Here is a 12789-nt window from a genome sequence, read left to right as displayed (position 1 = left end):
TTTGCGGCATGCCCTTCAAAATAAAGCTCTACCACTTTCTTTTTCAGTTCATATTCATACGTTTTTCTAGTCATGATCTCACTCCTCAGGATGTAGTCTGTCCTTTAGGAGCGCTTTCTTATACTGTCTACTGTAAGGTAATTATGCAGACTTTGGCGCGGACGGGAATGGGCTTGGCGCGGGTTGACCGGACTTTGGCGCGGACGGGACTGGCTTTGGCGCGGGTTGACCCGACTTTGGCGCGCTTGCAAGCCAGTTTCGCGCAGAACGCGATGTCCTCAGCGCGCTCCTCACATAAAAGGTAATACATTCCCCCTACGAAGAAGAATCAGACTCACGCTCCAATTGCGTCACTTTCCTACTCCGCAAATACACCTCGATTGCACCGGAACCAAGGGATACCCCCATCACAATTAAAATAAATCCGATAAAATGCGCTAACAACAGCTTCTCTCCTAAAAATAGACCTGCACCGACTAATGCGAAAAACGTATTGAAATTTAGGAAAATTGAAGCACTCGCAGCACCAATCTTTTTAATCGATGAATTATATAGCATATGACCGACGGCTGTTGCGATTAGTGCAGAGAATACAAATACGAGCCAAATAGATGGGGCTCCGTCACGCAACGTCTTGAAACCGGTCGGCTCTATTACTACAGCAATGGCCATCATCACAAAAGAACCCATTAGTAGCATATAGCCCGTCATCAACCGTGCATCCATCGTTTGCGACGCCTTTTTTATAATAAGGAAGCTAAGTGCTTGGGATAGAATCGACAGAAAAACTTCTATATCTCCAATCGACACGTCCCCTAACTTTCCACTACCTGCTAGAACCGTAAAACTGACACCCGCCCCTCCCAGCAAAAATCCTAAGAATCGCAAACCTGTCAATTTCTCCTTCAAAATTGTCACCGCTAACACAGCAGTCAACAGAGGCCCTAAACCTAAAATCAAACCACCATTCGCGGCACTTGTTTTACTCAGTCCATCTGCCAAAAAGTAATGATGAAAGACAACATTCGTCAGCGTCCCGCCGAGGAGCAAAATCCACTCTTCTTTTCGTGGCAGTCGAACCTTCTTCATGAATGCAAGAATGATAAAGACGAAAATAGATGCTGCAAAAATTCGGAGCGCTGTAATCGTGATCACATCAAACTGATTGACGAGCACTTTAATCGCCGATACATTGACGCCCCATAGGAACATAACTCCAATTAATGTGACATAAATTTGATTATTCTTCAAAGACAACAGCCTTTCTAGCCGAAAATTTTAAAGTTCTCTGTCTATTGTACTCTTACTATGTAGATAGCGGCTATTTTTCTGTTCATATCTCGGCCGCTTATCCTAGTCCGTATCATTCATCTATGAAAAGACACATTCGCTCCATATACAATCTTATCGAATGAACTATATAGTCATATAAGATATGTTCACTAGTCGATTTGAAAATCAGTTACTACGCACGATCTTCTTCACCTTTTTATAGTAAAACAAGCTGTTAGTACTTCCCATCAAGAATTGAAAATAATGTATACTGATGATACACTAGACCTATAAAAACAAGCGTTTTCATACTTTACTTATACAAACATAGTAAATTTTCTTTAGTACTAGCACTTATCAAACAGGAGGTACCACACGTGCAAATTATTATATCTCACGTCAACACAGATTTTGACGCACTCGCTTCTATGATCGCAGCGAAAAAGTTATATCCAGACGCGCAGCTCGTCATTTCAGATAAGCTAGAAAGTCGCGTACAGCGCTTTTTAAATATTTACCGTGACTTATTCGACTTCATTCCAACGGCCCGCGTGGATTGGGAACAAGTGACGGAAATGATCATCGTAGACGTTGCTTCCTTATCAAGAATCGGCACGCTACCAAAAGACTTTGATCCATCCAAGCGACATATAATCGTCTATGATCACCATCAAAAAAGTGAAAAAGACGTGCAGTATGATGAAGGTATAGTTGAATTAACGGGTGCCGCAGTGACGTTGCTTTTGGAGGAAATTCAACGACGCAATCTATCTCTTACAACATTCGAAGCTTCGTTATTCGGACTCGGCCTGTATACAGATACAGGAAATTTTACATATGCCAATACGACGGTGCGCGACTTGCAGATGGCGGGCTATTTGCTTGAGCAAGGAATGAGTCTTGAAATGGTTCAGCGTTACTCTGAGCAAACACTCACTTCGGAGCAACAAGAATTATTGAACGAGCTTCTTGCACATACAGAGATTTATGAAGTGGACGGACTTGAAATTGCGGTGAGCACGCATGAACTGGATCATTTTTTAAATGGCCTTGCCCTTATAACGACTAAAGTGCTCGGCGTCAAAGGAACGGATGCAGCCATCACTGTCGTCAAAATGAAAAACACCGTATGCGTCGTGGGCCGTGCCAATTCAGAACGCTTTACACTATCGCCACTGTTGAAAAAACTAGGTGGTGGCGGTCATAAACATGCAGGTTCTGCTACGGTGAAAAAGGGCGACAAAGAAGCCATTCTTGAAGATATCGTCAAGAATCTCGACTCACTGTTACGCCCTGCGGTTATCGCAAGCGAACTGATGACGAGCCCAGTCAAAACACTTACACCAGACACAACGATTGAAGAAGCAGGCCGCCGCATGTATCGCTACGGACATTCTGGTTATCCAATTGTTGAAAACGGAAAACTCGTCGGGCTCATTACACGACGAGATCTTGATAAAGCGAACCATCACGGACTTGGCCATGCACCTGTCAAAGCGTATATGACAACGAATGTTGTGACGATCGATCCTACTACTTCATTGGAAGAAATTCAGGAACTCGTCATCGAGCATAATATCGGGCGACTGCCAGTCATTGTGGACGGCGAAATTATTGGAATCGTTACGCGTTCCAATATTATTGAAGTGTTGTATAACGACGTTGCGAAAGAGAAAAAATCACAAGGTCACATCACTTCAAATAAATTAGCGGAAAAAATGGCGGAGCAACTACCAGAAGATATTTGCAAACTGCTAAAGGAAATTGGAGAAACCGCAAGCGAGATGAAAATACCTGTTTATTTAATTGGCGGGATTGTCCGAGATATTTTACTCGGCAAGCCAAATAATGACATCGACATTGTAGCAGAAGGAAATGGCATTCAGCTGGCCAAACGCATGCAGGAACTACATGGCGGAGACGTGATTGAACATGAAAGCTTCGGCACCGCGACATGGACGCTTACATCTGGACTTTCGATCGACATGACATCATCCAGACTGGAATACTATGAGCAACCCGCTGCCTTGCCGCAAGTCGAAACGTCCAAATTAGGTGACGATTTACTACGACGTGATTTTACAATCAACGCAATGGCTATCCGATTGAACGAAGAAGCATTCGGGGAATTAATCGATCCATTTGGCGGACAACACGATCTGCAAGAACAGAAGATCAAAATCCTTCACAATATTAGTTTCATCGAGGATCCTACCCGTATTTTCCGTGCGGTTCGTTTTGAAGAACGTTTCGGATTTTCAATGGACGAACAAACAGAAAAGCTCGCTTTGGAATCTATCGATAAAATGATTTATTTAACACCGCATCGCATCAACGAAGAAATGAAGCGCTTATTTAATGAAGGAACTCCACAAAAAATACTGCGCCGCCTATTCGAACTGCGTGTCTGGCAACAGTTCGGCATCCATGAAAAACAGTTGGAATCGACAGTACAAGCAGCCGAACGTTTGCAAACGCTCCATAGCGAACAAGCACAAGAAGAGCCCGGTTGGTTTACGTACTTCCTATTGCCGTTCTACTATAACCGTAGCCTATACGGAGCAGAAAAGTTTACACTGACGAAAAGCAGACGCAAACTGTTGGAAGAAATACAGGAGTTAGATCAGCATGAACAATGGCAAGAAGCTAAATCTCTTGAAGACTACCATAGATTCTTAAGCGATTTTTCCGATCAAGCGATTTTATTTATGTTAGCAGTCGATTCGGATTCTTCTACTTCATCCGTTCTTAACTATTTGCAACAGCGCCGCCACATTCAACACTTGTTAACAGGTGCAGATTTAGTAAAATCCGGACTGAAGCCTGGACCTGATTTTTCAGACATTCTACTGCAACTAGAACTTGAGCAGTTGGGCGGAAAGGTTACATCTAAGGAAGATGCGGAGAAATGGCTTGAAACATATTTGTGTAAGCAATCTTGAATAATTAGTAAGTAAAACCCGTCAGCTATTTTGCTGGCGGGTTCCTTGCGTTTGCTTCTTTTTAGTTAGTTGGTAATGTATCAAACATCACATTGGCTCGTATAATTTTAGCTTCTATTTCCGATTGACTGACAAGTGTTATCGAAAGGCTCGTTTCTACTTCTTCCCTATGGATCAGCAACAAATCACCCTCTTCTAAATCGACGGCTTTATCCTCATTCATTTGTATAGAAGCCCGACCTTGTACGCTATAAAAGGCTTCAACGTTTCGGCACTTCTCACTACCTATTTCATACGGACGGTCTTTCCCAACCGTAATCGCCTCAAGTGCCCCGCTATAGCCGTCCGCCAGCATAAGATTAAAGTCTCTTACCTTGCCATAACTTCGCGTCGTCCATCCTCCACTAAAGCGATCTTGTTCATATGGTTTCAAATGAACCTGATGATGCCCCTCATGTTTCAACATCATTTCCCCGTCAATCACCATAATAATTCGATCAATCGCAGGTAAAGGAGTAAAAACAGACTCTTCCGCTTCCACCACAGCTGAACTAATTCTCCAGTGGAAATTTCGCTTCGCATAGTCTGCATCTGCTGGATAAATGGCTAGCTCCGTCGTATCACCGCCAGACCACTTTGTAGTCGTTTGCTCATGTTTTCGAATCAATTGTGTGGAATAGGACATAGTTACAAAACTCCTTTTTAATTAATGAAACTAAAAAAACACCTGTGCAATACTACACCTCACGTATCACACAGGTAATCTATTAATCACACTTCTTCTTTCCATTGATTCAACTTTTCCATCACCAGTTCGTATGTTTTTTGCGAGATATCCGGAAGCGTTCCACCTAACGCATCCTTCGCTGCATTAAACCCTTCTTCAATTGCACCCTTTAGCAGATCAAATTTGCTTTTATCTCCGCCAGAAATAGCTTTAGCAAAATCAACAATGCGGTCACTAACCTTTTCAGGGCTAGACTCTCCACCCTCGCCAATAGCTGCCTGCGCTTCCAAACGCGCTTGCTCGTCTACTACGACTTCTTTCTTTCCACTTACTGCATCTTCCATACTAATTCCTTGTCTTTCTAGAAGCTCTCGCACTAAGTTTCGCAAGTTTTCATGCGCCTTTTCACTTTCTGCTTTTAACCGTTCAATCGATGCTGTATCCACTTTAGTCGTTGGCTTCTCATAGGTCACGCTTTTCATCGGTTCAGACGGTATATACTGATCCACTGGTTTATTAGCGGTAGAATCATTTTTCTTCGGAGCATCTTCTTTTTCAGCAGTAGGCTTTTGCGGTTGAGGGATTTTAAAAGTAGATGGGTTTGGGGTAATCTTCATTTGACTTCCTCCTCTCTTTTTTGGCAAACTAGTTAGTTAGTATATCGGTTGTGATTTGCAATTTTACATAGCATCACATTCATGAAGCGTAGCAGGTCCTTAATTTTAGACAAATAGCCCGACTCATTGATCTTCTACTTTGATTTCACTACCGTCGTCCACCTTGACTATCCACGCCGCTAGTTTTTTGTCATAACGTACTTCGTGTATTTCATTAAAATTAAAGTATTCCTGCCCCTTCTCTTCAACCGCCTTCGCCACCGCTTGCGATTCAGAAAGTACTGCATCTGCTGGTTTATAATCAGGCAAGATTTCCACAAACTTCGCTCCCCCCTGTGCCGGATAGGATTCCAAAATAGCGCCGGAAGCTTCCACTTTCACGCGCTGGCCGATCGTAAGTAAATGCGCTTCATCAAATGAATAGTACGTAGCTCCTTCCGTTCCGCCAGAGACAAAAATGCTACCGTCCGACACATCCATAATAAACCCACCATCTGTAACAGGCATTTCGGTCACATCCTTCTCGGGATGAATAATAGCGGACATCCCCGGCGCTGCGATCATATTGCCTTCTTGCTCGAAGTGGAACGTATAGCCAGGAAACCGCTTTTCTAACTCTTTTTGCTGTGCTGCCTTCAGGAAATCATGTCCTATTTCAACACTGCCTGTAATCGTGTTGACTGCTAACGAAAATGAACCACGCTCTTGGTTCATACCCTTTAATACGGTGGCCACTTCATCTTGGATCGTATTCAGCTCTTGCTGTGTATGCGGACTGCGGAAAATATAAATCGGTTCCGCCAAAATGTCACCGCTGTCCACTTTCGGTTGCAACCAGTCAATCACTTCCTGCACTTTTTCGTCAGGATTCTTCACACCGATCCATACTCCCGATTGCGTAGCCCCATACATTTGGTTTTCCAAGAAAAGTACCCCTTCCTTTTCAAACGCTTCATTGCCTCCATACACTTCTTCAACCGCTTGGATTGCGATAGGCCCCTCAATTGCCTGTAACGCCATGTCTTCTTCCAATGCCGTTGACGGTTCGCCGTAGAAACCTGCAATATAATCAGGACTTTCTAATTGTTCTTGAACTGCCTGATCACGTCCCGGCGTTTCTTCAACAGTCTGCTTCAGTTCAGCAATAATTTCACGACCATCCACTTTTTTTATCGTCTGCCAGTCATCTCGTTGAACGGAACCGTTTGGCGACACATTACCCGTTCCGCATCCGCCTACCAGTAATACAGCGCAAAGTACAAATGCATAAGTAGTCTTTCTCACATTTCCGCCCCCTATCTACTGCAGTAGACGGAAAAGTTTTTGGAAAGTTACGGAAAGAAGTGAAACTACTTCAAATCGTTTTATTAATGCTTTCCTATATAAATAAAAGGCATCAACTCCTCACATAGCGTTAGATCCATTTCGAAAGGACAAGATCTCTTGTTAAAGCACATGTACAATCACCAAAGTAAAAGGAGATGGACTAATGGACAATTTCGTAAAATCTGAATCCCTTCACCTTCAAGCATATACCATTCTGAATACTGCAATCTTATCGGGAAAGTTCCAGGACGAACGTGTAGTTGAAACCTAATTAGCAAATAAATATGGGCTAAGTAGAGGGCCAATTCGAGAGGCCATCCGTATGTTGCTTCAAGACGATCTGCTTACACAAACCAATGGAATCATAAAAAGTTTTCAACCAACTTCCCATCCTGAATGTCAACGGTTAACCGTTGACTAAAGCAATAATTCATGATAAATTCAAAACACAAAAATTTTTCTAACTATTGATACTATCTAGTACATTTATCAAACTTAGCAACTCTATTTTTGCCTATATATACGCATTCAATCTTTAAAGGGGGAACTATACAATGGGAGTTATTCTTAAGGAAAAAGTTCAAGGGGCTTCAGCTTGGAAGGGAAAAGATTTACTGAAAGATGATTCGTGGATTTATTACTGGTCTGATGAAGCGATTGCATCTCTTGAAAATGCTTTAGAACAGGTAAAACAAAAAGGATTGCAAGTGCCGAATTTCACGAAGGAAGAGTTTCCTATTCCCGAACTAGCTAATGAAATAGCTAGTTTTAATGATGAGTTGGAAAACGGCAGAGGCTTCCTGCTTCTTCGTGGCCTACCAATTGAGCGATACACAGATGAAGAGGCAGCCATTATCTATTACGGTATCGGTCTTCATATGGGAACGCCAGTCTCTCAAAATGTAAAAGGTGATATGCTAGGGCATGTCAGAAACATCGGGAAACTGGATACTAAAAATGTCCGTGTGTATGAAACGAATGAAAACCTTCCATATCACGCTGATTTATCAGACGTTGTCGGATTGCTTTCCCTTCGAAAAGCGAAATCAGGTGGACTAAGCAGTCTTGCAAGCGGTATGACACTTTACAATGAAATTCTAGAAAAACATCCAGAATACATAGGAATTCTCTACCGTCTATTCTTAATGGAACATCTAGATGACGGTAAACCGGGATTGACGCCAATTTTTAGTTATCATGATGGAAAATTGAGTGGCCGTTACATGCGTCAGTATATAGAAATAGCGCAAGAAAATGCAGGTTTTCCTTTATCAAAAGTGGAAATTGAAGCTTTAGATCTTGTCGATTCGATTATGAATGATGAAGATCTTCGCATAGATATGATGCTTGAGCCAGGCGATATGCAATTCGCAAATAATTATACAGTATTCCATTCCCGTACTGCATTCGAGGATTATGAAGACGTGGGTAAAAGACGTCATTTATTAAGATTATGGCTGAAGATGCCTAACGCTAGGGAATTGGCCCCGGACTTTCCGGGAAGAAACGGAATCGCGAAACGCGAAGAAGCATCTGAAGTAGTGGAAGCCTAAGGAGATATATGAAAAGGATGACTCCTGAAATTATAAGGGGTCATCTTTTTTAAATGCGAAACTACTAGTTGCATATCGAAATATTAGGAGTGGATATGAATGGAAGTTACTACAGAGAGTCTAGTTGAATCATTGCAACGTGTGTTATCTGAAGATCAAATCTCAACGAATCTAACAGTTCGAGAATTAAGAAGTAAAGATGAGTCTTACCATAAACCCCATTTGCCTGACGTTGTTGTATTTCCTAGGAAAACAGATGACGTCATCAACATCATGAAAATAGCTGTAGAGAATAAGACACCCATCGTTCCATTCGGTCTTGGTTCTGGACTAGAAGGACAGGTAATTCCTTTGCAACACGGTATTACAATTGACTTTTCATTAATGAATCAAATTTTGGAAATTAGAGAAGAAGATTTGCTAGTAAAAGTGCAACCGGGCGTTACTCGTTCCCAATTGAATCAGGAACTGAAGAAATATGGGCTGTTTTTCACTGTAGATCCCGGAGCTGATGCGACGCTTGGCGGCATGGCAGCAACCAATGCGAGCGGTACGACATCCGTAAAATACGGGGTAATGCGCGATCAAGTAAGGAATCTGGAAGTTGTACTCCCGGATGCCACAGTCATACATACAGGAAGTAAGGCGGCCAAATCATCTTCTGGATATCATTTGAATGGACTCTTTACCGGTTCGGAGGGTACGCTTGGCTGTATTACAGAATTAACGTTGAAAGTACACGGGATTCCCGAGCACATCGTAGCGGCGAGGGCATCCTTTACAACAATCAAAGATGCTGTTGAATCAGTTGTAGCGATATTACAGGCTGGAATTCCGATTGCACGTGTAGAATTGGTTGACGAGGCTTCTATAAAACAAGTAAATCTACACCAAGAAACTAACTATGAAGAAAAACCTACTCTGTTCCTCGAGTTTCACGGAAATGAAGCGGGTTTACAGCAAGACATCGAATTTACAACGGACATTGTGAACGACCATCAATGTTGCAAAGTGGAATTTGAAAAGGACACTGCCGCGCGCAATCAATTATGGGCAGCACGTCACAGCATGGCCTATGCGTATATTCATGGATATCCCGGTAAACAGATGGTTCATACCGATGTTTGTGTACCGATTTCCGAATTGGCGAATGCTGTTTTATTCGCTCGCGAAAAATTAAACGAAGCTGGATTGCCTGCAGGAATTGTAGGCCATGTCGGAGATGGCAACTTCCATACACTTTTCATGGTAGACATGGATCATGCAGAACAAGTTGCACAAGTAAATGATCTGAATGAACAAATTGTTATGTATGCATTAGAACATGGCGGCACTTGCACCGGAGAACACGGTGTGGGTATCGGAAAGAAAAAGTATCAGTCCATTGAGCATAAAACTGCATTGAATATGATGAAAAATATAAAAGATGCAGTAGATCCAAATAATTTAATGAACCCCGGGAAAATCTTTTAAACGAGACAGAAGACATTCAAAAACCTGTGTGAAAAAACATGAAGATGTAAACAATCATAAATGTTTCTCACGCAGGTATCTCTCCTCCTTTTATAACCTTTCCATTACATCCTATGAATTATCCTTCCAGCTTTTAGCGCTTTAACTACTAGGTCCCGATACAATTCTAAATTACTTCGGGATCAAGTACCTATCTTCCACCAATCCATACAACCGATTGCGTAGCCCTAGTTCTTCAAGAACAGAATTCCTTCCCTTTCAAACGCTTTATTCCCCCCATACACTTCTTCTATGGCTTTAATCACAATAGGACGCTCAATTGCCTGCAACGCCCTACCTTCTTCCAATGCCGTTGACGGTTCGCCAAAGAAACCTGCAATATAATCTGGACTCTCTAACTGCTCTTGAACTGCCTGATCACGTGCCGATGACTACTTTTGCCGTTTGCTTCAGTTCAGCAATAATTTTACGACCATCCACTTTTTTATCGTCTGCCAGTCATCTCGTTAAACGAAACTGTTTTGCTACACATTATCCATTCCACATCCGCCTACCAGTAATACAGCGCAAAGTACAAATGCATAAGTAGTCTTTCTCACATTTCCGCCCCCTATCTACTGTAGTAGACGGAAAAGTTTTTGGAAAGTTACTGAAATGAGAAAACAATCATTTCAAATAAAATATGAGGGCCACATGAAGCATCCTCATTTACACAATTTACTTTTGATCACAATTAGATTTGGTGTGCTTTGGCGCGGTGTTATGTGGGTTTGGCGCGGTTTGCTCTGGCTTTCGCGCGATGCTATGGGGGATTGGCGCGGTTCAACTTAATTAAGGGCCACTTCATCACAATCCACAAACATAAAAACCCACCAACACTTTCATGCTGGTGAGTTCATCCAAAAACATTGACACTTACGCTTCTACGCTATCAACTATTGATATATCTAAGCTTTACTTGCAAGGATAAATTATATAGTCACTAATTATCACTCTTTCGGTTGATATTGAAGATATACCATCATTTTATTGATCCGTTTGTTTTTGCTTTTTTTCCAAATACGCCGTACGTATTTTTTCAAGTTGCTGCTTTTTATCAAATTGGGCAGGCTTGTTTTTTTCATGATACTTTGCCACAGCCGCCTTACCTTTGCTATCCAATTGATACTTCCCCATTTTATTCACCTACAATTCTTGTCGTCTTTGAAGACCATCTATTCAACAAATTTACTATATTTAATATTACTGAACTAGATATTCTTACTTTATTAGTATACTCCCAAACCTTGCATATATCAGTAAAAACTAATTATTGCATAGGAAGGAGTTGTATGTGGACTTGGTACCTGCTATTACAAAAGAATTTAGAATCGATTCCAAGCCGTTCAGTGTAACGACGTAGATCTTTTATCGTGAAAAGTAAATAACCGACTATACCTTAACGACCGGCTCCATCACCGTTAACGTTCGATTCATCGTATTCATATTCACACGGGCTCCAATAGGTATAGTGGCTTTATAGTGACTATGTGCGGTGGCAAGGTTGGTCATTAAAGGTTTTCCAAGTGGAACTAGAAATTCATTGATCAAATCCACGTAACTTTTCCCGTAGGCTGGTTCACAGTTCGTACATTGTCCCATTATAATTCCTACGCAATCATCAAATTTCCCTGCCATCGCTAAGTGGTTCACGTACCGATACACCGTATTGATCGGTTCATGTGTTTCTTCCAACAGAAAAATCTTACCTTCCGTATTGATTTCATAGGATGTGCCTAAGGTGCCCAGGAATGACGTGAGATTTCCGCCTACAATTGGTCCTGTGACATTTCCGGGAACTACTCCGATAAGTGGAACTTCGGGTGGGTTGATAATTTGCCAAGGCGCAGTGACAGTCGTTGTCGCGGCAAAAAATTGATTGAAATTATATGGAGGGGTTTGTGAATTAAAGTCTAACAATAACAAACTTTGAAAACCGATAAGGTCAGCATATTCAAACAACACATTTAACAAAATAGTGATGTCACTGTATCCAGAAACAATTTTAGGATTTTGTTTAATGACGTTAAAATCAAGGAATGGTAAAATACTTCCCACCCCGACTCCACCTCGAGCAGGTAAAATCCACTTCACTTCCGGATTTTTAAACATCTTCATTAAATCAGAAGCCATTTGCCTGGGAGTTGCCGCAAGAAAGCCATTCGCGGAATAGACATGTTCCCCCACGACAACTTTAAACCCCATCCTTTGCAACATTCGAATCCCTTCCGTAATGCGATTAGCCGCCAACGGACTTCCAAGCGTTACAATCCCTACCGTGTCGCCCCTTTGTAATTGCCGCGGTTTCGTAGCCATGAACTGATAACTCCTCTCCACATGTAAGGTACACAAACGTATTCACATGTAGTAGCATATGTTTGCGAATCTTTTTTGGGAACAAGGCGGGTTCCAGTATGCTAAATCAAAATTTGTATGGGGACCTGGTACCTCAGTTTGGTGTGTTTGGCGCGATTTGCTCTGCCTATTGCGCGGGATTGAGCAGGATTGGCGCGCTGTAATTTGGTTTTCGCGCGGTACGCCATGTGTTTGGCGCGATTTGCTCTGCCTATCGCGCGGGATTGGGCAGGATTGGCGCGCTGTAATTTGATTTTCGCGCGGTACGCCATGCTTTTGGCGCGATTCGCTCTACCTATCGCGCGGGATTGAGCACGATTGGCGCGCTGAAAATTGGTTGCCTTACACCCTGTCAAGTAGACATCTTTAGAAACCGCTCACTATTCTCTTTCCGCTTGTTTATTCCGTTGCTATTTCTATCAAAAGGGCGACTTGACATGGAGCCTCCACAGGCATGACTTCCACGTCTGGAAGCCAGCTGTTGT

General features: G+C 42.3%; 10 protein-coding genes. 4 read left to right on the top strand and 6 right to left on the bottom strand.

Annotated elements, in window-relative coordinates; all coding sequences use genetic code 11:
* Positions 1–305, top strand: a 305-nt coding sequence (locus ORD22_RS14840; protein WP_317646927.1) for a hypothetical protein, incomplete at its 5' end; no start/stop codon positions are given.
* A gap of 10 nt (positions 306–315) precedes the next feature.
* On the opposite strand, the gene ORD22_RS14835 is transcribed toward ORD22_RS14840, so the two are convergent.
* Positions 316–1251, bottom strand: coding sequence for a DMT family transporter (locus ORD22_RS14835; protein ID WP_317646926.1), 936 nt, complete (start codon positions 1249–1251; stop codon positions 316–318).
* 398 nt (positions 1252–1649) lie between these two features.
* On the opposite strand from ORD22_RS14835, the gene ORD22_RS14830 reads away from it, so the two are divergent.
* Positions 1650–4214 (top strand): CBS domain-containing protein, encoded by a 2565-nt coding sequence (locus tag ORD22_RS14830; protein ID WP_317646925.1) that lies wholly within the window; start codon positions 1650–1652, stop codon positions 4212–4214.
* A 61-nt stretch (positions 4215–4275) separates the two neighbouring features.
* On the opposite strand, the gene ORD22_RS14825 is transcribed toward ORD22_RS14830, so the two are convergent.
* The 3 genes from ORD22_RS14825 to ORD22_RS14815 all read right to left on the bottom strand — a co-directional run bounded on the left by ORD22_RS14825 (position 4276) and on the right by ORD22_RS14815 (position 6842).
* The gene (locus tag ORD22_RS14825; RefSeq protein ID WP_317646924.1) at positions 4276–4899 is read right to left on the bottom strand and encodes a HutD/Ves family protein; all 624 of its coding nucleotides are present in this window, start codon (positions 4897–4899) and stop codon (positions 4276–4278) included.
* An 86-nt stretch (positions 4900–4985) separates the two neighbouring features.
* Positions 4986–5558, bottom strand: coding sequence for a hypothetical protein (locus ORD22_RS14820; protein WP_317646923.1), 573 nt, complete (start codon positions 5556–5558; stop codon positions 4986–4988).
* 123 nt (positions 5559–5681) lie between these two features.
* The gene (locus tag ORD22_RS14815) at positions 5682–6842 is read right to left on the bottom strand and encodes a DUF3221 domain-containing protein (protein ID WP_317646922.1); all 1161 of its coding nucleotides are present in this window, start codon (positions 6840–6842) and stop codon (positions 5682–5684) included.
* Positions 6843–7438: 596 nt separating this feature from the next.
* On the opposite strand from ORD22_RS14815, the gene ORD22_RS14810 reads away from it, so the two are divergent.
* Together ORD22_RS14810 and ORD22_RS14805 are read left to right on the top strand one after the other, a co-directional pair.
* Entirely contained in the window at positions 7439–8437 is a 999-nt protein-coding gene (locus tag ORD22_RS14810) for a TauD/TfdA family dioxygenase (RefSeq protein ID WP_317646921.1), read from the top strand.
* A gap of 99 nt (positions 8438–8536) precedes the next feature.
* Positions 8537–9910: an FAD-binding oxidoreductase gene (locus tag ORD22_RS14805; RefSeq protein WP_317646919.1), complete on the top strand. Its 1374-nt coding sequence runs from the start codon at positions 8537–8539 to the stop codon at positions 9908–9910.
* Between the two features lie 1026 nt (positions 9911–10936).
* On the opposite strand, the gene ORD22_RS14800 is transcribed toward ORD22_RS14805, so the two are convergent.
* Together ORD22_RS14800 and ORD22_RS14795 are read right to left on the bottom strand one after the other, a co-directional pair.
* Positions 10937–11086: a hypothetical protein gene (locus ORD22_RS14800; protein ID WP_099688831.1), complete on the bottom strand. Its 150-nt coding sequence runs from the start codon at positions 11084–11086 to the stop codon at positions 10937–10939.
* Between the two features lie 255 nt (positions 11087–11341).
* The gene (locus ORD22_RS14795) at positions 11342–12265 is read right to left on the bottom strand and encodes a S66 peptidase family protein (protein ID WP_317646917.1); all 924 of its coding nucleotides are present in this window, start codon (positions 12263–12265) and stop codon (positions 11342–11344) included.
* Between the last annotated feature and the right edge of the window lie 524 nt (positions 12266–12789).

The organism is Sporosarcina sp. GW1-11 (assembly GCF_033088395.1).
GTDB lineage: Bacteria > Bacillota > Bacilli > Bacillales_A > Planococcaceae > Sporosarcina.
The sequence above is the reverse complement of the archived record's forward strand: the minus strand, read 5'-3'. Positions and strand labels throughout refer to the sequence as shown.

Excerpts from the sequence above, each read along its gene's own strand:
- ORD22_RS14805 (WP_317646919.1), top strand. The coding sequence starts at position 8,537 with ATGGAAGTTACTACAGAGAGTCTAGTTGAATCATTGCAACGTGTGTTA.
- ORD22_RS14825 (WP_317646924.1), bottom strand. The coding sequence starts at position 4,899 with ATGTCCTATTCCACACAATTGATTCGAAAACATGAGCAAACGACTACA.
- ORD22_RS14810 (WP_317646921.1), top strand. The coding sequence starts at position 7,439 with ATGGGAGTTATTCTTAAGGAAAAAGTTCAAGGGGCTTCAGCTTGGAAG.
- ORD22_RS14800 (WP_099688831.1), bottom strand. The coding sequence starts at position 11,086 with ATGGGGAAGTATCAATTGGATAGCAAAGGTAAGGCGGCTGTGGCAAAG.
- ORD22_RS14820 (WP_317646923.1), bottom strand. The coding sequence starts at position 5,558 with ATGAAGATTACCCCAAACCCATCTACTTTTAAAATCCCTCAACCGCAA.
- ORD22_RS14795 (WP_317646917.1), bottom strand. The coding sequence starts at position 12,265 with ATGGCTACGAAACCGCGGCAATTACAAAGGGGCGACACGGTAGGGATT.